This is a genomic window from Mucilaginibacter sp. P4_C11 (genome assembly GCF_056402115.1).
In genome coordinates this window covers 234,217-259,582 of the sequence record NZ_JBFUIA010000005.1, presented here as the reverse complement: position 1 = coordinate 259,582, position 25,366 = coordinate 234,217, and the positions used below count along the sequence as shown (strand labels likewise).

The window sequence follows — 25,366 nt, the reverse complement described above, 5'->3', positions numbered from 1 at the left end:
AACTGCTGCTATAAACATCTTAAACCTGCGCCGTGGGGCGCACCACTATCTCGCTTACATCAACATCGGCAGGTTGCTCTATGGCATAGGCCATAGCCCGCGCAATGGCATCCGGTGATATGGCGATGTTATCCATCGCTTCGGCTATTTGCGCTTTGATGCCGGGGCTGGCTATCGAGTCAACAAGTTTGGTTTTTATGATGCCCGGTGTAATTATGGTAACCCGCAAATTGGGGCCGGCTTCCTGGCGTAATCCCTCCGAGATGGCGCGCACGGCAAATTTTGTTCCGGAGTAAACAGCCGCCGCAGGCGTAACTTTTAGTGCGGCTGTCGAGGCTGTATTAATAATATGGCCAAAGCCCTGTTTGCGAAAAACAGGTAGCGCCGCTGCTATACCGTATAACACGCCTTTAATATTAACGTCTATCATCATATCCCAATCCTCAACCTGTAATTCATCCATCAGGGAGATGGGCGCTATACCAGCATTATTTATAAGCACATCCAGCTTGCCGTAGGTGGCAAGTGCCAGTGCTATAAGTTTTTCCAGGTGTTGCCGTTGGGTTACATCGATGGCTGCATACATGGCCTGGCCTCCTTCGGCTTTTATTTGGCTGGCCAGTTGCTCAAGTTTATCAAGGCTGCGTGCGCCAAGTACAACAATGGCGCCTTTTTGGGCAAGCAACTTGGCGGTTGCATGCCCTATGCCGCTGCTTGCACCGGTAATTACAATTACTTTTCCTTTAATATGATCCATTATTTTTTGTTTTGATCATACAAAGGTCGCCGCTTATTAAGGGTGAGTGTTAAAGGTTATCAAACCGAAAACTAAGAAATTCAAACCAAATTTGGCTGCCTCATCGAACTTGGCGTTACCCCGGTTTGCTTTTTGAAAAAATTATTGAAATAAGTAGGGTACTCGTAACCCAGGCTGTAAGCAATATCATTAATGTTCCAGTCGGTATGCAGCAACAGCGCTTTGGCTTCCATCACCATCCGCTCTGTTAAATGCTCTGTTGTTGTTTTGCCCGTTACTTCTTTTACAGCACGGTTCAGGTAATTAACGTGTACGGATAAATGCAGCGCGTAATCATTCGCGGTACGCAATTTTAACTGGTACTGGGGAGTATCAACAGGGAATTGCCGCTCCAATAATTCCAAAAAAAGAGAGGCGACGCGCACCAATGCATTTTGCGGCTTAAAATAATTAACCGATGGCTGCATTTTAAGGGCCTCGTGCAGTAACAAATTCAGGTGGTTGCGTAACAGGTCTAATTTATACATATAGTCTGATTCGAACTCCCGGAGCATATTTTGAAATATCCCGCTGATATAAATGAGCTGTGCAGAGTCGACAAAGAAAACCGGGTCGCTACCAATTTTAAACAGCGGCGTATCCTGCAGGTTTAAATCGCGGTTATTCCCTTTTAAAAAATCTTCGCTAAATAAACAAAAGAAGCCTTCCTGCGATTCACAAATCCCTTCCCAGGCATAAGGCACCCTCGGGTTAGAAAATATTAAGGCAGGCCTGTCTATGCTAACCGCTTTGTCTGCATAGTACAACGTGCCGGTACTTAGCGTGAGCGATACTTTATAAAAGTCCCTGCGGTTATACGGCACCGTTTTGCGCGCAAATTCCTTACGTTCATACACGGTAAACTGGTCGGTTATTTTTAAAGCGGGGATAAAATCACTAAAGGGCTGGGTTGTAATTTTAGTTTTGCTCATGATGTAAAGCTATTGACTAATTTATGAAATTCAAACCAACTGCAATATTAGCTATTTGCCGGTTGATAAGACAAGCCCTACATCCTGAACAGCTCCGACTTAAGTTTTGTCATTTCGCCTAATAAAGCGGTAACCGGAACTTTAATGTTGCCAGACAGCTGGGCTACTTTGGCTACTGCAAAATTTAACGTTTCAATCTCCGTTTCCCGTTTGTTAAGTATATCCTGGTAGGTAGATATTTTTTGCCCGTCGGACATTTTACTGATTGTCAGTACATTTTCAAGTACGTCGTGCTCTGTTAGCCGGATGTTGTTCTGGTTGGCTACCGCAACGCATTCAGCAATTACTGTTTTGGCTATCTGCAAGGCTGCTTCATTGCGGTGAAATACCCCATTATCAATCTCGAGTAGTGGGCATATCGAATTAAACACACAGTTGCTGATTGCTTTTTTCCAGATCACCGTTTGGATGTTTACCTCGGGCCTAAATGAAAATACACCGGTATTCAGTTCATCAACAATACTATCCAGGCTATCAAATGAACTTTTAATAACGCCTATGGGCGATGATGCAACCGGCCTGAACCTTACTTTATTAGTTGATACCGATTGGCTGGTTACAAATAGTACACACCGGTATAATTCGGTAAAGCCCGCGCCGATAAAACTATCTTCAATATGAAGGCCGTTTTGAAGGAATACAATGGGTGAATGCTTTGCTTTGAATTTGAGCTTTTCGGCCAGTTCCTGGTTGCCGAATGATTTGTTGGTTAACAAAATAAGCCCATCAAGCTGCGTATAATTATTTAAGGTGCTGATGGTTACTTCGGCCTGCAGGGTATTATTATCCGTTTCTATCTCCAGCAATTCGCGGCTGGTCGGCTGATCATCAACACTACCGCGCAGGATGGTAACCTGTTTTTCCTTTAGGGTTAGGGCCACGGCCAAAGCCTTGGCAATAACGCCATTGCCTATAATGTATATGTTTGTATCAACCTTTATAGTTTGCTCAGATACTGATTCCATAACGTTTTATTTGCACGTTTTGTTTGTATAGTTTTAACAGATTATCATCATTAGTTATTCAGCTGCAATTCCATCTGGATATTGCAACGCTCGTAAGGGGTAAACCGGCCTACCACTTTTTTAAACCCTAACTTTTGATACAGGCTGATGGCTTGTTTAAGCATGGTATTACTTTCCAGGTACAGTGTGTTGCCACCCCGGGCTTTGGCGCGTTCGGCAATGGCCTTGCCCAACAGCCAACCTATGCCTTTGCCGTGTGCTTTGGGCGAAACAGCCATTTTTGCCAATTCATAATCATATTCGGGATCGTCCATTTTAAGCAATGCACACACGCCCACGGGTTCGCCTTTGTACAGGGCAACCAGTATTTCGCCGCCTTTGTTTAAAATGTATTCCTGCGGATGGTCGAGCGATTGATAGTCCTTTTCTTCCATTTTAAAGTAGGTGCTTATCCACTCCACGTTAAGTTCGCGGAATGCCTTACTATATTGCTCTTCAAAAGGCACAATGGTAACGTCGCGGCCCTCTCTTAATTTTTTCTCGTCCTGAACCCTCTTTAACAGCGATTTTTGTTCGAGCATAAATTCCCACTCGCCGATGGCTTCCCACAGGTTGTGCCGGGTATTATCCAAAATGTTTTCTACCGCGTTTTTAACATCAACCAACTGGTACTGCAGTTTATCATTAACCTGTTTTCCCTTGTCAGATAACGACAGTACATTCCTGCGGCCGTCATTGGCGTCTTTACCTTCGGTTACCAGTCCCTTCTTTACCATTTCGGATACAATTTTGCTAACAGAAGGGTGGGAGTGCCCAATATGCTGGGCTATTTCGGTTATGGTGAAGTTTCCCTGAGATAAGGTATAAAAAACAGGGAACCACTTGGGCTGCATGTCAATTCCAAACATCCGGTAAATGTTTGCAGCATCGTCTGTGATCTTTTCCTGGAGCATCCGCAGCCTGCTGCCAATGCCCGCTTTTCCAACTGAATTGAAGAATGAATTTTCCATTAAAACAAATTACGTAACTAATTACGTAATTTGCAAAATATAATTAAAGCAATAAATTAAAAGGTATCAAATAATGGTTTAAAATAGTAGACAGCCGGTAAAATGCGGACTACAACATCTTATTGGGAGGTACAATTGAGTTCGTAGTTAGCTGATTATTTCCTTTTCCAATAAGCCAATAATCAGCTTAATCTCCTCCTCAATTTCGTTTACAAGGGTGTGTATGTTCTCCGCTATAAAAACAGGTATATGCTCCAGTTCCCTGGCCAGTTTGGCCAGGTGGTTTAAGCCGGCTGTTACCGCGGTGCCGTATAACTTATGGCCATGTAAATTTAATTGTTTCAAATCAGCGGCTTTTAAATCCAATTGTAGTACTGAAATTGAATCTGTCAACTCAACTTTTGTCAGGCTAAGTAATTCCTTTAAAATCTCATCGTCATCACCAAAATAGCTCTTTACGTGTTGTACATCAAAGTGTACAGGCGTGCTAACCGGTAAATCCAGAGCTGGTTCGGGCGTTTCGGAAGAGCCGAAGGAGCTTAGCCATTTTTGAAACACAGCCAATATGGTTTCTTCAATCACCGGTTTAACAATAAAGTCATCCATCCCGGCTTCCAGGCATTTTTCCCTTTCGCTTTTTACATTGCCTGCCGTTAAGGCAATAATAGGTATTTGGCGGCCCTGCTGCATGGCACGGATTTGCCGGGTGGCTTCGTACCCATTCATCTCGGGCATCTGGATATCCATTAAAATCAAATCGGGCCAGTTTAGCCGGCAACTGGCAAGGGCCTCCAGGCCATTACCCGCTTCCTGGATCAGGGCATTCGGGGCAATCCGGCGGATGATAGTTTTGGCCAGCAACATATTCACCGCGTTATCCTCGGCAACCAGGATGGTTAGGTTGCCCGTTATTTCTGCAACAAATGTAGCGGCGTCATCGGACTTAGTTTCAGTAGTAGTTTTCTGATGCAAACGGGATAAGGCGTTGTATATATCCTCGGTTTTGATGGGTTTCACCATCCGGTGGTTCACCTTCAATTCTTCGCATGACCTGATCACCTTTTCATCGTCAGATGAGCTGTGTAATAAAATAATAGGCTGGTCGGTTGCAGCATCGTTAAAGCTTTCCCTGATCTTTTTAATCGTTTCCAGCCCATCCATATATGGCATGTGGTAGTCAATCACAATCACATCATAATGTTGACCAGCGGCCAGCAATTGCAAAGCTTCGAAACCGTTTTTTGCCTCGGTGCTTGCAATTTGCCGTAACAACAACATTTGCTTTATAATTAGCCGGTTGTTGTCGTTATCGTCAACAACAAGCACCTTTTTTACCATGCCGATATTTTCCCAGCTAATGGGCTCGCCCTGTTCTGCCCGCAATTGGATATCAAAGTAAAAGGTGCTGCCTTTGCCAGGCCAGCTTTCCAGTTGTAGTTTGCTATCCATTAACCCCAGCAGTTTATTGGAAATGGTAAGGCCCAGGCCGGTGCCGCCATATTTTTTGGTGGTCGATCCATCTTCCTGCGAAAAGGCCTCAAATATTTTGTCCTGTTTTTCGGGTTTTATCCCGATGCCGGTGTCCCGCACGCTAAAGCGGAACATGGTGCCGGGGACCGGCGATGACGGCGTAATTTCTTCTATTTTTAACTCAATCTCGCCAGCTGCGGTAAACTTGGTAGCGTTGCTGAGCAGGTTTATCAGGATTTGTTTTAGCCGCACGGCATCCACCCAAATAAACCTTGGCAAATCATAAGGGATGTTCAGGAGCATTTCCAGCCCTTTTTTCTGAACCTGGTAGGTGATAATGTCTGTTGATTGAGAGCCGATATCGTATAAGTCGCATTTTTCGATGTCAAGCTCCAGTTTTCCTGCTTCTATTTTTGAAAAATCCAGGATATCATTGATAATGCTTAATAAGGCATTGGCCGATTGATTGAMGATGGAAAGATACTGGTGCTGGGTTTCGTTTAGTTTAGTTTTTAAAACAAGGTCGGTAAATCCGATAACGCCATTTAATGGCGTCCGGATTTCATGGCTCATGTTGGCCAGAAATTCCGATTTGGCAATACTGGCCTGGTCTGCCAGTTGTTTGGCGCCCTGTAGTTCGTCCCGTTGTTTTACAATGGAGGTGATAATCTCGGACGAGGTCATGATGCCACCTATAGTGCCGTCAAAACGGTACCAGGGCCGCATCTCAATGTTCAGGTATTGTTCTTCCTCCATGCCCGGCAATTTAACCAGCACTTCTTCGCGTCTTATTATATCGCCGTTTAAAACCCTTTGGTGTGTTGCCCGGTTTGTTTCGCTGGCGGGGCCAAATACTTCATAGGGTGTTAAGCCGATAATGTTTCGGTCGCCTAAGCCATAATCCTGTAAATATTGCCTGCTCACCGCTATAAACCGCATATTCGTATCGGCCATGGCAATTGGCGAAGGCGAATGTTCAACAAAGGCCGATAAAATGGCTTTTTCGTTCAGTAATTCGGTCTCCGCTTTTTTTTGCTGTTCAATATCCTGTATAGTACCAAATAACCGTTGGCAAACGCCGTTTGCAAATTCGGCCTGGCCTAAACTCCTTATCCAAAGTTCTTCGCCTCCGGGGGTTACAATTTGTATCTCCAGGTCCCAGGGCGGCCCATCAGTCATGGCAAGGTTAGCAGCTGCCGAAATTTTATCCCGGCTTTCGCCTGCTTTATAAAAATTGATGATGCCGCTTAAATCAGGTTCATAATCCGCCGGCACGCCATATATCTGTTTGGTAACTGTTGTCCATTCAATTTTTTGCCGCTGCACATTATATTCCCAGCCGCCAATACGGGCTACCTTGCCGGTTTCTTCCAGCATTTGCCGGGTGCGTTCCAGGTTCCTTTCCAGGAAGTGTTTTTCGGTAATATCAATGGCATTACCTATCACGTAGGTCTCGTCGCCCTGTTGTTCAAGGATGTTGTTAAACATCCAGATGCGGGGGCTGCCATCCTTATGCCGGGTAACCATCTGGCCCCTGGCACCCCCCTTTTCCCTTATCTCTTTTAAGTACCCGGTTAACTGCGCATGACGGTTGGGTGGTACGATATCAAACAAACTTAAAGTTAAAATTTCTGCAACGGTATAGCCCAAAAGCGAAGCCCCGGCCATATTTACAGATAGGAAACGGCCAGACAGGTCATGGGTGCACATGAGCCCTTGCGAGTTCTCAAAAAAAACGCGCAGCCTTTCCTCACTGATGGCCAGTTGCTGTTCCTTTAATTTCTCGTCGGTTACATCGCGCCCTATGCAAAACAGGTTGCTGGTATTTGGATCGGGCGTGGTTTCCCAGCGGATGGCTTTGTATATGCCCGATTTAGTTTTGGTACGGTAGGTTACCTGCCGTACTTTTTTATCCGATACCATCCCGGTCACTTCCTCTTCGGCGGCTTTCAGGTCGTCGGGGTGCACCAGTTCCAGGTAGGGGGTAGCCAAAATGTAGGCATCATCCCATCCAAAAGTTGATTCAAACGCAGGGTTAATCCTTTTAAAATATCCATCTGTTCCGGCGATGCAAATCAGGTCGGCCGATAAATTAAACAGCTTTTCGAAATTTTGAAGCTCCTGTTTTTGCCGGCGTTCTGTTATTACCGTTGTTGCCTCCTGTGCCAGCAGTTGCAGCGATTCCTGTTGCACCTCTGATAGCTGCCCCGGTTCATATCCCAGCACACTTAAAATGCCCAGGGTATTACCCTCAGTATTGATTAACGGCAGGCCAGCGTAAAATTTTACCGGGCGCCGCCCGGTGGCCAACGGGTTTTGTTTAAAACGCTCGTCATGTTGGGTGTCGGGCACTTCAAACAGCATATGTTCTTTTACCGCATAGTCGCAAAAGGCGGAGTATCCGAGGATTTCGGATGATTCGGGGAATGTTTTAGCATGCGTCCATGCGTTATTTTCCTCGAACAGGGAAACCAGCGCAATGGGTACTCCGCAGGTGAGTGCAGCCAGCCGGGTAATAAACTCAAATCCTGGTTCGCCAAAAGAAAGCAATGGCTCATCCTGGGCCGGGCCGTTCAATTGATGTTTTTTAAGTTCGGAACTGGGCATGCCGGCTATTAAGTTTATTAGTATTCTTCAATAAGTGGAAAACAAAAATACTAAATTTAGCGGTAGCCGATTTGTATTAATTTGAAGTGAAGCCCGAGGTGTTTGGGCCCGCCGCCAAAAACAGCGGGAATTGATTTTTCTTTTTACTTTCGCCAAAAATTAATCTGAATGAAAGAGCAATTACTTACGTTAATTACCGCATCCAAACAAGGATTATTGTTGTTTAACGAAGTTATAAATTTGATTGAAACTTACTACAATCACCGGCCAACTGCCTTTAAAAATGGCGATGCATATAACCAGGCCACGCAAAACCAGGGGAGTGCAAAAGTTTTTTACAGCGCCCAACTGAACAACATAAGCGCGGCCGACACACTGTGGCTATTTGCCGAACATTACCAGTCGGTATTGGCTAAGCCGGATGCAACAGACCATCAAAATATAAGACAGTTTATGGCTCATGGCTGGGAGGGTGTTGTTTTTGAGGGAGAGGCGTTGAGCGCGAAATAGTGAAGGATCTGATATCTTCCTTAACTTTACATCTGAATAACTGTTCAGTACTCTTGGATTAGCAGAAGAATTAATAGTGCGCCTGCATGAAGGGCATCCGTGGCAATTGTAGCAACTGGCAAAACAAGTATATTGCAATACACTTTTGTTTTTAACGATGAGCGACCCACAACCCGAAACCCGCCGAAACCGGGGCAAAGACCCGCACGATGAAGCGCTTTTTGGCAGGCCAAAAGAGCTTGAAAGGCTGTTACAGGCTTTACAGGATATGCATTATTTGCTCAGTAAAGATTATCCGCCACGGGCAACGCTGGCATTGGTAGGCAACAGATACCGGCTAAGGCAGCGGCAGATCCTGGCGCTGCAGGGCATGGCTTGTTCGGCAAATGATATTCAAATCCGTAAAAATAAAGAAGTAGCAGCTACCGAGATACTTGGCAAAACTGTATATGTAGATGGTTTCAATATTGTTATTATACTGGAATCCTTATTATCGGGTGGATATGTTTTTAAAGGGTTAGACGGCTGTTACCGCGATATCTCGTCGGTACACGGATCATATAAACGGGTAAGGCAAACCGAAGAAGTGCTCATTATGCTGGGCAACGCATTGCATGACCTTGGTGCCGAACGGGTGAACTGGATATTTGACGCCCCGGTATCTAACAGCGGCCGGCTTAAAACACTTTGTTATGAAATAGCGGCGCTACAGGGCTTTTTATGGGATATTTATTTGGACAACGCCCCCGACAAATTTTTAATTGCCGAAAACCGGCTCATCGTAAGTTCAGATGCCTGGGTGCTTAATGGTTGCTACGCCTGGTTTAACCTGGCCGCCTACATCATTAACCACGTTATGGATAATAACGTGGCGGTGAATATTATCAACCAGGAGGGAGAGTGAGGTGAACAAAGTCTGGAGACAAGGAGTATAGTAGATCGAAGAAATCGGATAGCGGGGGGATTCAAACTGCTTTATTCTTTTTTAACAATTGCTCAATTAAAGGTTTATTTATAGTTTCGACCAGTATAAACTCTATGTGAATGGCCAACCTTAAATCCTTAAACGAAATTTTCAATAATACACTTTATCGCATACCTGATTACCAAAGAGGTTATGCTTGGACGTACAATCAGTTAAAAGACTTTTGGGATGATTTATACAACTTAAATGACACAAAATCGCATTATACTGGTGTTTTAACGGTTAAAGGTGTGCCCGCAGGAGTAACTGATTTAGAAAAATGGAATGAAGAGCAATGGCTAATTAAAGAAAGGGGCTACAAGGCTTTTTACGTTGTAGATGGGCAACAACGACTAACTACTTCAATAATTCTTATTCAAGCAATTGTAGAAGTCGTAAAATCAATGGTCGGTAATAAAGACATCAGTGATAGCGATATATATGTAGGTTCATATTCAATAAAGGAAATTACTGAAACGTTTTTGGTAATAAATAAACCACCACACAACATAATAAAAACCTACAAGTTTGGCTATGAATCTGATAACCCAAGTTTTGATTTTTTAAGATATAAGATATTTAACCAGCATAGTGCCGGAACGGTAAATGAAACTTTCTACACGTTAAATCTTGAAAATGCAAAAAGGTTTTTTGTTGAAAAGGTGACAGGTGTCATTGATATTGATGGTGAATTAGGGGTTGCAGAGATTTTCAAAAAGCTTACAGTGAATTTCAAATATAACCTCTATGAAATTGAGGATGACTTTGATGTTTTTGTTGCTTTTGAGACAATGAACAACCGGGGGAAAAAACTTTCTAATCTTGAATTATTAAAAAATAGACTTATCTACTTGACTACTCTTTACAATGCTAATGAATTGAAAGATGATGATAGAGCGTCTTTAAGAGCCAAAATTGATAACGCATGGAAGGAGGTCTATTATCAATTAGGCAGAAATAAAAATCACCCCTTAAATGATGATGAATTTTTAGTTGCTCACTGGATAATGTACTTTACTTATAGTAGGCAAAAAGGCGATGATTATATTAACTTTCTTTTAAAAGAGCAATTTACCCCTAAAAACATTTTTAGTAAATCTGAAATTCCGGTCAATAGTTTAGAGGCCTTCGAAGAAGTGGTCGAAACGAATGAAGATTTGGAAGAGGACAACGTTGACGTGATTGCTATCCCGGCGCAAAGTCACAGTAAATTAAAACCTAAAGATATTGAGGACTATATTATTAGTTTAAAATCAGCAGCAGTGCATTGGTATAATACTTTCAATCCCATAAATAATCCGGACTTAACCCCGAATGAGCAGAAATGGATTGATAGATTAAACCGGATAGGTATAGCGTATTTTAGACCATTGGTTACCGCTTCATTTCTATCAAATAATGTAACAGGTACCGATAGGGTGCGGTTGTTTATCGAAATCGAGAGATTTATATTTATTACCTTCCGTTTAAAAGGCGCATTGTCTAATTATAGAAATAGTGAATATTACAGGGCTTCAAAGCAACTACGAGAAGGCAAATGGAGTGTAAATTTTATTATTAAAACTCTTAGCGAAAGGGCAAGCTTTTTATTTTATGGTGGTGAAAATGAAAATGAATGGTTCGACTATGAATATTTTAAAAAATATATAGACAAAAATTTTCAAAGAGGTGGAGGATTTTACTCTTGGAATGGGTTAAAATATTTTCTGTATGAATATGAAATGGAGCTTGTGAAAAATAGAGGCAGCCAAAAAATTGATTGGAATTTGTTCGTAAAAAATGAAAATGATAAGGTCTCAATAGAACATATCTTACCACAAACACCTGATAAAAAATGCTGGAAAGATGTATTAAAAGGCGTTAAAAAAAAATGATGTTGTTAAATTTCAGGGGACATTAGGTAATTTACTTCCACTATCAAGAAGTATAAATTCCAGCCTTCAAAATGATTGTTTTGAAAGTAAGAAATCACCAAAGTTCGAAAAAGATAAAAAAATTCGGCAAGGGTATTGCGATGGTTCACATAGCGAAATTGAGGTTTCTTATAAAAGTGATTGGACTACTGAGCAAATAAAAAATAGAGGATTAAGCCTTTTGGATTTTATGGAAAGACGATGGAATTTAAAATTCGAATCAGTTGAGGATAAGTTAGAATTATTGGGTTTGAATTTTATGGCAAAGAAGGAAGATTAAATTTAGAATTTACGTAATTCAACATCCCGTTTCAAAGTAAATTCTTATTAACACTAAAATGAATATTGATTTAGTTGAGCCAATGGTAGCGGCTGAATATACCAGAGTTAAAGAAGGGTGTCATTTAACTCATTTTACCGAGGGAGACATAAAGCTAATTGAATGGTTCATTGGTAAAAATTATCACGTCATCAATAAAAGTTTTTTAGTTACCACCGGACTTGGAAAGATTGAAATAGAAAAAAATAGAGATGACTATTTTTTGATTAATTTAAACAGCAAGAGAGGGGAGTACTATAAATGTGATACGGCGGAAGGTTTAAAGAATCTTTTAAAAGTTATTTTAAAAAAAACTTAAGTCATACACCAATGCCAATTAAGTAGTCCGCTTTTAGCGCAAGTGTTGTGCGGCTGTGTGCGGGGGGGCACTTGTGATTTTGTAAACTAACCAGTTCGCAAGCACAAGTCATCGATAACACAATAACTGCACTAAAAGAAGGTGTTTAATAAGGGTGTATTGTTGGAAGTAGGGAGACCGAATGGCTGTAGCCAGTAATTCTATCCTATTTGGTCTTTTACATATTCAATACCCCGCTCTAATTTATATTTAAACCATTCCTCGCGCAAATCGGGATGATATTGCAGCAGGTGATTAAAATTGCCAAACGGCTTTTTGCGCGATATAGCGTCAATAAACTTGTTGTGTGTGGGTATATAGTTAATACCGGCAATAAAATCTTCCATAACTTTAAATGCCTCACGACTGCCCATTCCCTCAAACCGTTGATAATCGCCGTAGTTTTCGGCAATTTTATCAATGACCTCTGCCCAGGGCTCTTCGTCATAGCCGGGGTTCTTGAGTTCATCAGGGTAATAATCCATAGTGCCTGTTGGTTTATGATAAAAACAAACCATGCCCATATCCAGCATTTCGGCAATATCTTTTATAATTTCGGGTGTTATTTCTTTTACTAAATGCATATTATAAACGTAGTTTAGTATTGTTAATATGTTGTATAACCATGATAGGCGATACAAAAGTAAAAGTTTATTATAAATACCATCAGTCTTGATAAAGCCAAATTGAAATATGTTTACGTTGCAAAATTTTGAGAAACAACTAAATGCGGTAATGCTGCAAAGAGGAAAGCAGTACCATGAAGAGGGGGCAGTTGCCGACCTGGAAGAAAACGCAGGTCGCTGGACGGCAGAAGTTGAAGGAACTGAAACATACAACATATCGGTAACGCTGAAAAACGATAAGGAAATTGTAGCCTACCATTGTGATTGCCCCTATGATGGCGCAATTTGTAAACATGTAATAGCAGCGCTTTTTGAAATAAGGGACGAATTGGCAACACGTATAATAGTACCCAAAAAGGGCGCAAAGAAAAATCAGTTCGAAGATTTGCTGTTGAAGATTAGCGCTGATGAATACCGGGTTTTTATTAAAGATTACGTGTTAACCAACAAGGATTTTAAAAGGGCATTTGAGCTGTTTTTTGCAGAAAAAGACGGCCGTATTGATACCGGTAAACTATATGCCGATTCAATTAAAAAGCTCATTAAAAAACATATGGCCAAAGGGTATATGGATTACCGTTCGGCGGCCGGTTTAGCCAAAGAGGTAAACCAGCTAATTGATAAGGGGTTTGATTTTGCCAATAAGCGCAACTTTGTAGAGGCTTTTGTAATAGCCAGCGTGGTGTTAAAGGAAATGATGCAGGTAATAAGTTATGGCGACGATTCAAGCGGTGCTTTAGGCGATGCCATTATTGGCAGTATCCAACTTATAGATCAAATAGCTTTATCTGCCGATGCCGTTATGGATATGAAAACGCGCGTGTTTAAGTTTTTACAAGTGGAGCTCAACGACGCGGTATACTTTGATTATGGCGATTTTGGATATGAGCTGTCGGATATTTTTCAAACTTTAGCAATTGAGCTAAACCTGCACCAGGAGTTTTTAGCCTGGATTGATGCCTGGTTGCCCCGGTTAACCGGGCAGCATAGCAGTTACCGGCTTGAGCATTTTAAGACAACTCAAATTGATTTTTTGGAAGCCATAGGCAGGCACACCGAAGCCGAAGCGCTGATTGAGCTAAATATGGAAATTGTGGAAGTGAGGCAGGCCGAGGTTGATAAAGTGTTAAGCAGCCAGGACTATGAGCGGGCAAAAAAGCTGATAAATGACGGTATAAAAATAGCAGAAGATAAAAGGCATCCGGGTACCGTTGCGCAGTGGGAGAAGCAATTGTTGCGCATAGCGTTGTTAGAAAATGATGTGCCTTTAACACGTAAATATTACAGAGCGTTTGCTTTCGACCGTCAATTTGATGTTACGTATTACCGGGCGTTAAAAGCAACTTATAATGCAGAAGAATGGGGAAAAATAGTTGAGGATATTATCGCCGGCATTAAAACCGAAACCACAAAAAAGCATGGTAAAAGTACCTGGCTTCCGTTTGACAGCTTTTTACTTTCGGCACTGTCACCAATTTATATTGAAGAGAGGTTTACCGACCTGCTGTTTGAACTGGTAAAAAATGAAAAAGATATTGACCGGCTTATGGTATACCATGAACACCTGGTGTTTTCATATGCCCACGAGTTATTACAGCTTTATATCCCGGCCCTGGAACGACAGGCTGATAAAGCAGACAACCGAAGCCATTACGCACAGTTAGCCGGCAATATGAAGAAGATCATGATAGCCCTCGCCTTCGGAAAAGAGCAGATCATTGAGCTTGCAAAAAAAATGAAACAAAGGTATCCCCGCCGCCCCGCTATGGTTGAAGAATTGAACAGGGTGATTTATTGAAGACGAGTGCTGTTGAAGGTAATTTATTATTGTCCTTTCAACTAAACCAAAGACTCCTTAAATCTGCATAGTAATCATCTTCTGCCGTTGTTGCTGTTACCGCCAACGACTTTTTCCTGAGATAAAATCGCTAAAATGTATCCCCAAAACAATATTAATCGCTTATCACCACAATTATATTTCGAGGATCCATCAGGCAAAACCTGAAAAAATATTATGAGGTTAAACGGATGTTCTAAACTATCGCCATTGCGAGGCACGAAGCAATCCTTTACGTGCTAAGTCCCCTATAGTTCGTCATTGCTTCGTACCTCGCAATGACGGATATTCGATATTGATGGTCAGTAACTTATAAACACATTATTATAAAGAACGAAGTGATATCTGGACTGTGCACGGCTGTTATGCCTGGCGTACACTTGGCACGCGCGCCACAAGGGTGAGGCGTTGCAGTCGCGCCGGTATACGCTGCAGCTGATAATTTTCTTGTTTTTATATTTATATTCTTAAATTTCATACATTCGTTATCAACTTCTTTTAAATGACCACCCTAAAGCACTTTTCGGACAGCGAATTGGTTGACTTATTTAAGTCGGGGGATCAGGCTGCTTATGTAGAAATATACGATAGGTACACACTCACTTTATTTAATCACGCCTATAATAAAACCAGGAACAGGGAAGAAGCAAAAGATGTTGTTCAGGAAGTTTTCACAACCTTGTGGGCCAAACGCGACCAAATCAATTGCCATTCTAATCTTTCGGGTTATTTATATACGTCGTTACGTAACAATATTTTGAACAGAATTGCGCGGCAATCAATACTTGAAAAATACACCACCTCGTTAATACAGTTTATTCAAACCGAAACCAGCCAGATTATCACAGATCACCTGGTGCGTGAACACGAGCTTGCGATGCTTATTGAAAAAGAGATTGCCGCTCTTCCGCCAAAAATGCGCCAGGTATTTGAACTTAGCCGCAAACAACATCTCTCACATAAACAAATTGCAGCGCAACTGGATATTTCCGAGCAAACAGTAAGTAAGCATGTTACAAACGCCTTAAAAACATTAAGGGTTCGCCTCGGCTTTTTTATCTATCTATTAATCCTTTTCCAGCTCTTATAAAATATTTTATTTTTATTTACCTGTACGGTACGCGTTGTTTGTCTTACTAAAATAAAGGCAATAAATAGTAGTATGAACGATAGGGAGCTCAAAGATTTATTACTTAAATACGGAAACAATACGGCCACTGAAGATGAGAAATCGCTGCTTGAAAGCTGGTATTTGCATCATCAGGAGTCGGAATTGCCCGATTATACACTTGATGAGCGCCTTCAGGATGCTGCAGCCGTTCGTGAAAACCTGAAACGTCAATTCAGGATAGGCAGGTTAATATCACTTCCGCTGCGGATAAGTGCGGCAGCATGTGTTTTAATATTATTAGGCCTGGGTGGTTTTTATCTTGTTAGAAATAATGCTACTAAAAACGAACTTACAGCAACTACACACCATGATATTCCGCCGGGGCAAAATAAGGCCGTATTAGCCCTTGCCAACGGGCAAAAGATTTACATAACCGGTATAAAAAAAGGGATTATTTACCGGCAAGGTGCTTTACAGGTAACCCGTAATAACAACGGAGTGCTTGCCTACACCATAAACAAAAGCTTGATTGCCCCCGGGAATGCCGATAACCAGGGCCCGGAAAAATACAACACGCTTTCCACACCTCGTGGCGGCCAGTCGTCCATAACTTTGGCAGACGGAACAGTAGCCTACCTTGATGCTCAATCATCTGTCAGGTTTCCGGTTGATTTTTCTAAATCTAAAGAAAGGCGGGTTGAAGTAACCGGGCAGGTGTACTTTGATGTAAGGCACAATGCCTCAAAACCTTTTAGGGTAGATGTAAAAGGTCAAACCATTGAAGATATTGGTACTGTATTTAACATCAACGCTTACGATGATGAGCCCGTTATAAAAACTACATTGATTAGCGGTGGTATAAAAATAACAAGAGGAAATTCAACGGCTACGTTACGGCCTGGTCAGCAAGCTATAACTGTTGCTGATAAAACCAATATCCGGGTAAAAGAAACAGATACCGAAGAAGTTACCGCCTGGAAAAATGGCTACTTCCTTTTTAATAACGAGAAACTGGAAAGCATAATGCGGAAGATATCGCGGTGGTATGATGTTGATATTGTTTATCCGCAAGATCAGAATACCAATGTTGAATACTGGGGCAGCATCACCAGGTATGACAACGTATCTAAAGTTTTAAAGATGCTGGAAATAACCGGCGATGTAAAATTCAGGATTGAGGGAAAGAAAATTTTTATAGAGAAAAAATAACTGACTTGATTATTAACTAATTATAAATTAAACCCAAAAGATATGAAGAAACAATAACTATAAACTCCAGAAAAGTGAAAAGGAAAAAATAGCAGAGGCATTCGCCGTGCCCCTGCTTAATAGCCTGCTCACATCGTTTGCCAGCCGGCAAACGATAAAATTGCTTTGAACCAATATTTCACGTAAAACAGACATTCAAATGTATAAAAAGTTCAACGGATTTTTTTGTACCCGGAAGGGGTATATCCGCAAATTCCTGCTGATTATGAGAATTACCTCTATTATTTTGACGGTTACCATCTTACATGTTAGCGCATTGAGCATTGCTCAAAAAATTACCTACAAAAATAATTCCGCTTCTCTTGAACAAATTTTCAAGGAGATAAGGAAGCAAACTGGCTATAACGTTCTTGTTGCATCCAATAAAATTAAAAACATCCAGCCACAGGCGGTGGATTTTATAAACACGCCACTGGCCGATGTTTTAGATAAGGTGCTGAATGGACAATCGCTGACTTACAGTATCGACGACAAAACCATATTGATCCGATACGAGCAAAAATTAAAAAAAGACGCGGCGGATGAAGCTCCGCCTATTACCGGAAAAGTAGTTGATTCAACCGGGATGCCTCTTCCCGGCGCTTCCGTCGGCCTGAAGGGAACAACCAATGGCACGCAAACCGATGTAAATGGTAACTTTAGCTTGAACGCGTCGGCAGGCGATGTTTTGATAATAAGGTATGTTGGCTATGAAGGCAAGGAAATAAAAGTAGGCACCAGTACAAATTTAGTTATCGAACTGAAAAAAAGCGCAGGTTCGTTAAATGAAGTAGTTGTTACTGCTTTGGGTATAAAACGCGAAGCAAGATCATTAGGCTACGCCGCTCAGACCATATCAGGTGCCGATATGAATAAAGTTAACCCGCCAAACATAGCCTCGGGCTTAATGGGCAAAATAGCAGGCCTGAATATTACCCAGCCAAACGGTGTGGAAGGTTCTTCAAACCGTATAGTTATCAGGGGTAATAATAACCTTGCCGGGAATAACCAGGCGCTGATAGTGGTTGACAATGTTATTATTGATAATGAACCTGTACAACCAAAAGGAGGGGTGCAATCTTTTAATGATGCCTTATCACTTAGTAATGGCGGTACCGACGTTTCGCAACCGCCGGTAGATAACGGATCTTTCTTAAACAGTATGAACCCTGATGATATTGAAAGCCTTGATGTGTTGAAGGGCCCAACCGCAGCGGCGTTATATGGTGCACGCGGCGCCAACGGTGTAATACTTATCGTGACTAAAAAAGGCAACAAAAAGAAAGGTTTTGGTGTTGATTATGGCTACACTTATCGCGCTAATAACCCTTACCGCTTTATAAAAACGCAGGATGAATACGGTAACGGTATGACAGAAGACCTTTACTCGGCAAATCCTTTCTTTTATAAAGATGCCAATGGTAAAAACAGGCAGGAACAAATAGGTGGCGACCCCTATGGCCCTTTGGGCAACATACCAGGGGCTTATGTTAGCCCGGGTGTTACCAGTGCTGCCGGCGGGCCGTTTTATAACTATATTGGTTTTCCCGGCGATGGTGCATCATGGGGGCCTAAAATGGAAGGGCAGCCACTTGTTTGGTGGGATGGTACAACCAGGCCTTATACCGGCAATTCAAATATCTTCAAAAGCTTTTACAGAACCGGTAATACACAAACCCATAACATAGCCCTTTCGGGCGGCGGGGAACTTGGCACCTTGCGCGTTTCCTATACACGGTCAACAAATGAGGCTATTACCTACAATAGTAATAACGCCACCAATACATTTAATATAGGTTCATCAATAAACATCAGCCCCAAAGTTAAGGTTGACGCTACAGCCAGTTATATTAACCTGACCAAATTTAACCCACCAAATATATACGGTGAAAACGGTGGGGCGGGTAATATCGGCCTGGGTTATATGACCGTGTACAATTTACCTGCAGATTATAAGCCGATTGAAAGGGGGCTGACTACGCTGGCCGACGGATCGCAAAATCCTATACTAAAGCAATCGCCGTTTGAGTATGGTCAGCAGTATTACTGGTGGAATACATTTAATGATATTACCACGCTTACACAAAACCAGTTTGTGGGCTCAATTTCATTAAATGCCGAAGTTACACCCTGGTTAAAGGCAGTGGGCAACGTTGGTTTGGATTATTACACCAACGAGTATGTAACTAAAAATTATCCTACAGATGCCGCAGGGTTAATTGGCAGCTACGGATATGACCTGGCCAAAAATGCTACCAACAACCTCGATGGTCGTTTAATATTTCATAAAAACAGTTTACTTCCCGATTTTAATGCCAGTCTTTCTGTAGGTGCAAGGCACTACTACCGGAACATGTATGATATTGCGCAAACTAATCCGGGGCCATTTAATTACCCGTTTTTATTTAACCTGAGCAATTACGCCGGCAATTCAACAACGGCACTTAATGCGTCAGAAAACAGGTATGAGCAGCAAATAAATACTGTTTATGGCTTGCTTAATCTTTCGTACAAAAATTACCTGTTTTTGGATCTGGCCGGAACAAATGACTGGTCGTCTACCTTACGCCCAACAAACTGGAGTTATTTTTACCCATCTGCAAGTTTAAGCTTTGTGTTTACCGATGCGTTTGATATGAGTTCGGTAAAAAGCTGGTTCACTTACGGAAAAATACGTGTAAGCGAGGCCAAAAGTGCAAATGCCTATTTGCCTTATCAAAACGGATTTACCTACCGCCCAACTTCAGGCACGCCAGGTTTCACAACCGGGTTGAATTTGCCGAGTTCGTACCCTACCAACATACAACCGCAACGTTCCCGGTCTTTTGAAATTGGCCCCGATCTTGGTTTTTTTAATGACCGGCTGGATGTGAATTTCACATACTATAACACCTACTCAGATAACCAGGAAATAACAATCCCAGTAGCTGGTTCATCAGGTGTTCCAAACGTTTTAATAAATTCCGGCGCGTTACGCAACAGGGGTTATGAATTAACCGTGAGTGCAAAAGTGATTAAATCAAGTGATTTTTCATGGAATGTAACCTTGAATGCAGCACATAATCAAAATAAAGTTGTTGCGCTGGAGCCAGGGCTTAACTCATTACAGTTAGGTTCATGGTTTGGCAGCAACGGTGTTTTGATGAAAGTTGATGTAGGCCAAAATTATGGCAGCATTTACGGGTACGATTACAAATATGCGCCAAATGGCCAAAAGATTGTTAACCTGATATACGCTGATGGTACAAACACCGGAAACGGCGCTGTACTTGGCTCGCAATACGCCACATCAGACAATTTGGTTAAAATAGGCGATGCCACGCCAAAACTGACAGGCGGTATTTCGCAGAGTTTCCGTTACAAAAACTTTAGCTTATACGTTTTGACAGACTTTAAGGTGGGGGGACAGATCTGGTCTGGTGACTACGCTACCCTTATGGGGCAGGGTATGGCCCCCGAAACCGTTTACGAAAGGGACGGACACGGCTTGGCTTATACTTATCCCGACGGAACAAAGGCCAACGTTGGCGTAATTTTACCTGGTGTGGTGCAGGGCTCAACAGCGGGTACCTATACACCAAACACCAATGTGGTAAATGCATGGTGGAAATACGCGGGTAATTATCAATCATGGGATAATGATCCTATTGTACGCACCAACTCCATATTCAATGATTCATGGGGTAAGCTGCGTGAGGTGTCAATCACTTATAACCTGCCGAAAGAATTTGTACAAAAAACAAAAATGCTCCAAAACCTGTCGGTATCGTTAATCGGCCGCGACCTGTTTTACCTGTTCAATACCTTACCCGACAGGATAAACCCTGAAAGTGTTGTAGGTACAGGAAACGTTCAGGGTATTCAGTTTGGTGGCTTACCTGGCGTACGCTCCTACGGTTTTTCGGTAAAAGCGGGATTTTAATAGGATTGTTAAAAATTAAGAACGAAACTTATGATTAAGTATCATGATATAAAACGATGGGCAATAATGGTAACTACTACCTTGTTCATTACTGTAGTTCTTGCGTCATGTACCAAGAATTTTCAAAAGGAAAACGCGCCTTATAGCGGTCCGGCATCGGCCACCTTGCAACAGCTTTACACAGGTATCGGCGCTAACCTGGATCGTGCGGCTAACATAGGCAACTGGGCCGAAGCAAGATGGCTATACCCTGTAACCCAATTGGGCGCTGTATATGCCGTATCGGATTTCGGTTTTGTAGAAGGGCAAAACTGGAGCTTGTTTTACTCGAATTTACCGGCTATGAATCAAATGCTTACCACCATGACAAGCAGTCCCGATTCGGCAACCTACACTAATGCCATAGGTATGGTAAAAGTATTGCGGGCATACGAGGCGCTTGAAGTATCCAACCTCTATGGCGATATGCCATATTCTAAAGCAGGCAAGGCATTTTCGGGTTCTACTGCCGATCTTAAAGTGCCGTATGATAAACAGCAGGCCGTATATTTATCCTGCCTGGCCGATCTTACCTGGGCTGCAAACCACTTTACTACCAGCAGCACCCAGTTTTCGTTTGGTTCGGAATTCCTTTTAAACAATAATATCGACCAATGGAAAGCGTTTGCCAATTCGCTGCGTTTGCGTTACGCGCTTACCATGTATGATAAAGACAATACAGATGCGGCACCGATAATAGCCGATGCCATAACCAAGCTATCGAGCAACCCTCTTACCGACGTTGTTGGCTTTAAACAAGCCAATGTTCCGGGCATATCCTTTGATATTGATGGAGCAGGAAGGGGTTTCTTCTTCCGCCAGGAAAGTCGCGCAAGAATGGGCAGCACCCTATGGAATTTATTCAGCAGCAATAATAACACCGATGGCAGCGGAATATTTGACTTAAGGTGTAAAATATTTTTTGAAGTTAACGGGGCAGGTAATTGGGTACCTTACCCGCAAAACCCGGCCACCCCTATAACAGATGGCGGCGAGCCTTATAACCAAGAAAGAGACCCTGATAACAAAGGTTGGTCGGCCCATAAGGATGGCAATTTGTATTCCGATTATAATTATTACTGGGGCAGGGATGGAATTGCTACCGGCTCGACAGGCGCATGTCCCGAAATTTTCATTACCCCGGCCGAGGTACACTTTTTAAAAGCAGAAGTTTACGCACGTGGCGTTGCGGGTGTAGCGCAAAGCACTTCGTCGGCACAAAGTGAATATAATGCAGGTGTTACGTCATCACTTACCTTCTGGAATAGTGTGGCGTACAATTCATCTGTTTGGGTGGTAAACAAACCTGCTTCAGAAACGCCATCTGCGGCAACTATCAACACCATACTTGCTAACCCGAAAGTTGCATTTAACTCCGCAAATGCGCTTAGTCTGATCTATGCGCAGGAATGGGTTGATATGTTTCGCCAGCCCTGGTTAGCCTGGACCTTGCTAAGAAGAACGGGCGGCGCAACACCAACGGATACCAACAACCCGGCGGGCTATAAACAAAATTATGGCAGCCTACAACGTTACCAATATCCGGCCGATGAAGCGCAACTGAACACTACCAACTGGAAAGCAGCAACCGGTGGCAGTGATCTGACCAGCACAAAAATCTGGATTACCAAATAAGAAAATGCAAAACGGCATTACACCCAATAACACCAATGTGATTGTAGCACTTGATACATCTTTATCACTTTAGCGTGTGTTTGTTGTAATGAAAATTTGATTTAGTTGATTATAATGCATGAGCCGTCCTGTTAGCAGGGCGGCTTTTTTACTTTAAAGTAACTGTAATTTCGCCAACTACTAATGTCCAAATCGGCCCGCTATAATGTCTAATTTGCACCCTTTTAATTGCCGGAAACAACATAAATTTGTATATATATCAGATAAGGTATGACTCATTACCAAACATTTTACCAGCTGCATCATCAGCCGGTTCCTTTTTTATTAGGTAACGCCTGGAACGCCAAAAGCGCGCGGCTAATACAAGTTGCCGGTTTTGAGGGGATAGGTACTTCAAGTGGCGCAATTGCCGATTCAATGGGTTATGCCGATGGCGAGCAAATTCCTTTTAATGAATTGCTCTACATTGTTCAAAGGATCAAAGCCTCAACAGATCTTCCACTATCGGTCGATTTTGAGAGGGGGTATAGTAATGATCTCGTGGTTATCAATGAACAAATTCAGCAACTGCTGGATATTGGGGTTGTTGGCATTAATTTGGAGGACGCCCAGGGCCAGGACGTTTATTTGCGTAAACTGGACAGTATCAAAAACTACCTTGCCAAAACCAACCAGCAGCTTTTTATAAATGCCCGCACTGATGTTTACCTGCAAAAACTGGCCTCCCCGCTCGAAACCGTTATCCTTAGGGCAGGGCTTTACCGTGATGCCGGCGCAGATGGCCTTTTTGTTACCGGCATAGGCGATGCCGCAGTTATTAAACAAATCAGCACGGCGGTTTCCCTCCCTGTTAATGTTGTTGGTAACCCAAATCTGGCAACTGTTGAGGCATTGCAAATTGCCGGTGTAAAAAGGATCAGTATGGCTGTTTTTCCTTATAGGGCGGCTTATGGACACCTGGAGCAGGTAATTAAACAAGTAAATACTTCGCAATCACTCATGCCCTTGTATTAGGGTAAAAAATTATAAATTTTATACATCAATCCATGAAACGTATCATCATCCTCACTTTGCTGAGCTTTACAGCGTACCAATGCAGCGCGCAACAACAAACAAGCAACATGATAACCCCACAAGAAAGAGAAAAAGCGATGCAATTGCTCACCCAAACCGAATCTGGCGTTTTTGATGCCGTTAAGGGCTTGAGCGTGGCCCAGCTAAACTTTAAGCCGGCTGCTGATAAATGGAGCGTGGCCGACTGTATTAAACATATTGCCGCCGCCGAAAAAGAACTCTGGGCCATGGCCGAACCAGCCTTATCGCAACCGGCCAACCCCGAAAAACGGGCCGGCATTAAATTTACCGACGACGACCTCATAAAGGCCGTGGAAGACCGCACACATAAATCCAAAACCTTCGCCGCGCTTGAGCCGGCAAATTCGCCCTACAAAACCGTTACCGAAGCGCTCACCGCATTCAGATCCAATCGCGAAAAGCTGATAGCACTCATAAAAAACACCAAAACAGACCTGCGCAACCACGTGTTGGTATTGCCTGTTGGTACTTACGATAGTTACCAGTTCATCCTGCTGATAGCTGCCCACAGTAACCGCCATACCCAACAAATAAACGAGGTAAAGGCGGATGTTGGGTTCCCTAAATAACGGGCAGGCGCTTTAAAAGCTCGCATAGGAGTAAGTTTTAGGAGCCCATATTCTGGTTAAACAGGGTATGGGCTTTTTTTGTTGACATCGTTTGAGGGAGTTTGAAGGTTTGGCTTTTCCAAAAAATTATGCTACAGGACGAACGGTAATCCCGTTTGAATAAACCCGGTAGTCTGCAGAAACAGACACGGTAATTCGACATCGGGCTTCGAACAGCGGGGCATGATAATGAGGGAAAATAAAATCCGAAAAATATTTTCGTTCTTAAATTACATTGTCTTTTTTCTGCTTATTGTCGGTTAGTTTTGTATAACTTACAATATCGCAATTATCGAAGTGGCATAAGTGACGCCCCCCGCTTAAGGCCAGATAACCGGCTGATTAAGCTTTAAATAAAATTTGAATGACGTTAAAAACTATCGATGTATCATCGTTAACACCGGCCGAAATGCAGGGTTATTTGCACTATGCCATTGCACCCCGGCCAATATGCTTTGTATCCACTATTAACAAAAACGGCCAGGTTAATTTAAGTCCGTTTAGTTTTTTTAATGTTTTTAGTATCAATCCACCAATATGTGTTTTTTCGCCCACAAGCAGGGCGCGGGATAATACCACTAAACACACGCTTGAAAACGTTTTGGAAGTGCCTGAATGTGTGATAAATATCGTGAACTACGAAATGGTGCAACAGACCTATTTAACCAGTATGGATTACCAAAAAGGTGTAAATGAATTTTCGAAAGCAGGGTTTACTGAATTGGCTTCGGAGACAATAAAGCCACCGAGGGTAGCGGAATCAACCGTTCAATTGGAATGCGTAGTGAATGATGTGATATCGTTAGGGAAAAACGGGGGAGCGGGTAATTTGGTTATTGCCGAGGTGAAACGGATGCATATCAGTGAAGCTATTTTGGATGCCAATGGTAAAATAGACCCGCATAAAATAGACCTGGTGGCTCGTTTAGGCGGCGATTGGTATTGCAGGGTAACCAGCGATAATTTATTCAAAATTGCCAAACCAACAGGCAGTGCCGGAATAGGTATCGGCGTAGATGCTTTTCCCAAAGAGGTTAAATACTCCACAGTATTAACCGGCAATAACCTGGGATTATTAGGGCTTGTTGAAACGCTGCCATCCAATGAGGAGGTAAAAGCTTTTAGTGAAACCGATGAGATGAAAGAACTGGCCGATGCTACCATCGGCGACAGCCGCACCCAACACCTGCATTTAAAAGCCAGCCAATTGTTAGATGTCGGCCGGGTAATGGATGCCTGGAAAGTGTTGTTGATGTAGTTTGTTTATTGACTTTGTCATTTCTCTGCTGTTCGATTATCTTACTTCGAGCCCTTATGACTGTAGTTGGCGACTGTTAGGCC

General features: G+C 42.6%; 18 protein-coding genes and 1 pseudogene. 13 read left to right on the top strand and 6 right to left on the bottom strand.

Annotation, left to right across the window (positions count from 1 at the left end; all coding sequences use genetic code 11):
• Positions 1–19 precede the first annotated feature (19 nt).
• The 5 genes from AC1DU2_RS06925 to AC1DU2_RS06905 all read right to left on the bottom strand — a co-directional run bounded on the left by AC1DU2_RS06925 (position 20) and on the right by AC1DU2_RS06905 (position 7,840).
• Positions 20–757 (bottom strand): SDR family oxidoreductase, encoded by a 738-nt coding sequence (locus tag AC1DU2_RS06925; protein ID WP_477383494.1) that lies wholly within the window; start codon positions 755–757, stop codon positions 20–22.
• 80 nt (positions 758–837) lie between these two features.
• Entirely contained in the window at positions 838–1,728 is an 891-nt protein-coding gene (locus AC1DU2_RS06920; protein WP_477383493.1) for a helix-turn-helix domain-containing protein, read from the bottom strand.
• Between the two features lie 77 nt (positions 1,729–1,805).
• The gene (locus tag AC1DU2_RS06915) at positions 1,806–2,753 is read right to left on the bottom strand and encodes a ketopantoate reductase family protein (protein ID WP_477383492.1); all 948 of its coding nucleotides are present in this window, start codon (positions 2,751–2,753) and stop codon (positions 1,806–1,808) included.
• Between the two features lie 50 nt (positions 2,754–2,803).
• Positions 2,804–3,763: a bifunctional helix-turn-helix transcriptional regulator/GNAT family N-acetyltransferase gene (locus AC1DU2_RS06910; protein ID WP_477383491.1), complete on the bottom strand. Its 960-nt coding sequence runs from the start codon at positions 3,761–3,763 to the stop codon at positions 2,804–2,806.
• Positions 3,764–3,910: 147 nt separating this feature from the next.
• Positions 3,911–7,840, bottom strand: coding sequence for a response regulator (locus AC1DU2_RS06905; RefSeq protein WP_477383490.1), 3,930 nt, complete (start codon positions 7,838–7,840; stop codon positions 3,911–3,913).
• A gap of 168 nt (positions 7,841–8,008) precedes the next feature.
• Here AC1DU2_RS06905 and AC1DU2_RS06900 point away from each other — a divergent pair, with 168 nt between their 5' ends.
• The 5 genes and pseudogenes from AC1DU2_RS06900 to AC1DU2_RS06880 all read left to right on the top strand — a co-directional run bounded on the left by AC1DU2_RS06900 (position 8,009) and on the right by AC1DU2_RS06880 (position 11,865).
• The gene (locus tag AC1DU2_RS06900; RefSeq protein ID WP_477383489.1) at positions 8,009–8,350 is read left to right on the top strand and encodes a HopJ type III effector protein; all 342 of its coding nucleotides are present in this window, start codon (positions 8,009–8,011) and stop codon (positions 8,348–8,350) included.
• A 157-nt stretch (positions 8,351–8,507) separates the two neighbouring features.
• Positions 8,508–9,254: a DUF434 domain-containing protein gene (locus AC1DU2_RS06895; protein WP_477383488.1), complete on the top strand. Its 747-nt coding sequence runs from the start codon at positions 8,508–8,510 to the stop codon at positions 9,252–9,254.
• A 140-nt stretch (positions 9,255–9,394) separates the two neighbouring features.
• Positions 9,395–11,188 (top strand): DUF262 domain-containing protein, encoded by a 1,794-nt coding sequence (locus AC1DU2_RS06890; protein ID WP_477383487.1) that lies wholly within the window; start codon positions 9,395–9,397, stop codon positions 11,186–11,188.
• A 22-nt stretch (positions 11,189–11,210) separates the two neighbouring features.
• Positions 11,211–11,507, top strand: a pseudogene (locus AC1DU2_RS06885) (GmrSD restriction endonuclease domain-containing protein); the annotation flags it as partial.
• Between the two features lie 58 nt (positions 11,508–11,565).
• Positions 11,566–11,865, top strand: a complete 300-nt coding sequence (locus tag AC1DU2_RS06880; protein WP_477383486.1) for a hypothetical protein — start codon at positions 11,566–11,568, stop codon at positions 11,863–11,865.
• Between the two features lie 200 nt (positions 11,866–12,065).
• Here the strand turns inward: AC1DU2_RS06880 and AC1DU2_RS06875 are convergent, their stop codons facing one another.
• Complete coding sequence (locus tag AC1DU2_RS06875) at positions 12,066–12,488, bottom strand: UPF0158 family protein (protein WP_477383485.1); 423 nt, start codon at positions 12,486–12,488, stop codon at positions 12,066–12,068.
• Between the two features lie 109 nt (positions 12,489–12,597).
• Between AC1DU2_RS06875 and AC1DU2_RS06870 the strand changes: the two genes are divergently transcribed.
• The 8 genes from AC1DU2_RS06870 to AC1DU2_RS06835 all read left to right on the top strand — a co-directional run bounded on the left by AC1DU2_RS06870 (position 12,598) and on the right by AC1DU2_RS06835 (position 25,283).
• Positions 12,598–14,328 carry an SWIM zinc finger family protein gene (locus AC1DU2_RS06870; RefSeq protein ID WP_477383484.1) on the top strand — a complete coding sequence of 577 codons (1,731 nt, stop codon included), beginning with the start codon at positions 12,598–12,600 and terminating at the stop codon, positions 14,326–14,328.
• Between the two features lie 541 nt (positions 14,329–14,869).
• The gene (locus tag AC1DU2_RS06865) at positions 14,870–15,457 is read left to right on the top strand and encodes an RNA polymerase sigma factor (protein WP_477356334.1); all 588 of its coding nucleotides are present in this window, start codon (positions 14,870–14,872) and stop codon (positions 15,455–15,457) included.
• A 72-nt stretch (positions 15,458–15,529) separates the two neighbouring features.
• Positions 15,530–16,687 (top strand): FecR family protein, encoded by a 1,158-nt coding sequence (locus AC1DU2_RS06860; protein ID WP_477383483.1) that lies wholly within the window; start codon positions 15,530–15,532, stop codon positions 16,685–16,687.
• A gap of 265 nt (positions 16,688–16,952) precedes the next feature.
• The gene (locus AC1DU2_RS06855; protein WP_477383482.1) at positions 16,953–20,648 is read left to right on the top strand and encodes a SusC/RagA family TonB-linked outer membrane protein; all 3,696 of its coding nucleotides are present in this window, start codon (positions 16,953–16,955) and stop codon (positions 20,646–20,648) included.
• Positions 20,649–20,678: 30 nt separating this feature from the next.
• Positions 20,679–22,322, top strand: coding sequence for a SusD/RagB family nutrient-binding outer membrane lipoprotein (locus tag AC1DU2_RS06850; RefSeq protein ID WP_477383481.1), 1,644 nt, complete (start codon positions 20,679–20,681; stop codon positions 22,320–22,322).
• 270 nt (positions 22,323–22,592) lie between these two features.
• Positions 22,593–23,336, top strand: a complete 744-nt coding sequence (locus tag AC1DU2_RS06845) for an isocitrate lyase/PEP mutase family protein (protein ID WP_477383480.1) — start codon at positions 22,593–22,595, stop codon at positions 23,334–23,336.
• Positions 23,337–23,368: 32 nt separating this feature from the next.
• The gene (locus AC1DU2_RS06840; RefSeq protein WP_477383479.1) at positions 23,369–23,986 is read left to right on the top strand and encodes a DinB family protein; all 618 of its coding nucleotides are present in this window, start codon (positions 23,369–23,371) and stop codon (positions 23,984–23,986) included.
• 403 nt (positions 23,987–24,389) lie between these two features.
• Positions 24,390–25,283, top strand: coding sequence for a flavin reductase family protein (locus AC1DU2_RS06835; RefSeq protein WP_477383478.1), 894 nt, complete (start codon positions 24,390–24,392; stop codon positions 25,281–25,283).
• Positions 25,284–25,366: the final 83 nt, after the last annotated feature.

Coding starts and splice junctions, on each gene's coding strand:
- AC1DU2_RS06850 (WP_477383481.1), top strand. CDS start 20,679: ATGATTAAGTATCATGATATAAAACGATGGGCAATAATGGTAACTACT.
- AC1DU2_RS06915 (WP_477383492.1), bottom strand. CDS start 2,753: ATGGAATCAGTATCTGAGCAAACTATAAAGGTTGATACAAACATATAC.
- AC1DU2_RS06870 (WP_477383484.1), top strand. CDS start 12,598: ATGTTTACGTTGCAAAATTTTGAGAAACAACTAAATGCGGTAATGCTG.
- AC1DU2_RS06880 (WP_477383486.1), top strand. CDS start 11,566: ATGAATATTGATTTAGTTGAGCCAATGGTAGCGGCTGAATATACCAGA.
- AC1DU2_RS06865 (WP_477356334.1), top strand. CDS start 14,870: ATGACCACCCTAAAGCACTTTTCGGACAGCGAATTGGTTGACTTATTT.
- AC1DU2_RS06900 (WP_477383489.1), top strand. CDS start 8,009: ATGAAAGAGCAATTACTTACGTTAATTACCGCATCCAAACAAGGATTA.
- AC1DU2_RS06845 (WP_477383480.1), top strand. CDS start 22,593: ATGACTCATTACCAAACATTTTACCAGCTGCATCATCAGCCGGTTCCT.
- AC1DU2_RS06910 (WP_477383491.1), bottom strand. CDS start 3,763: ATGGAAAATTCATTCTTCAATTCAGTTGGAAAAGCGGGCATTGGCAGC.
- AC1DU2_RS06920 (WP_477383493.1), bottom strand. CDS start 1,728: ATGAGCAAAACTAAAATTACAACCCAGCCCTTTAGTGATTTTATCCCC.
- AC1DU2_RS06875 (WP_477383485.1), bottom strand. CDS start 12,488: ATGCATTTAGTAAAAGAAATAACACCCGAAATTATAAAAGATATTGCC.
- AC1DU2_RS06895 (WP_477383488.1), top strand. CDS start 8,508: ATGAGCGACCCACAACCCGAAACCCGCCGAAACCGGGGCAAAGACCCG.
- AC1DU2_RS06925 (WP_477383494.1), bottom strand. CDS start 757: ATGGATCATATTAAAGGAAAAGTAATTGTAATTACCGGTGCAAGCAGC.
- AC1DU2_RS06890 (WP_477383487.1), top strand. CDS start 9,395: ATGGCCAACCTTAAATCCTTAAACGAAATTTTCAATAATACACTTTAT.
- AC1DU2_RS06840 (WP_477383479.1), top strand. CDS start 23,369: ATGAAACGTATCATCATCCTCACTTTGCTGAGCTTTACAGCGTACCAA.
- AC1DU2_RS06855 (WP_477383482.1), top strand. CDS start 16,953: ATGAGAATTACCTCTATTATTTTGACGGTTACCATCTTACATGTTAGC.
- AC1DU2_RS06860 (WP_477383483.1), top strand. CDS start 15,530: ATGAACGATAGGGAGCTCAAAGATTTATTACTTAAATACGGAAACAAT.
- AC1DU2_RS06835 (WP_477383478.1), top strand. CDS start 24,390: ATGACGTTAAAAACTATCGATGTATCATCGTTAACACCGGCCGAAATG.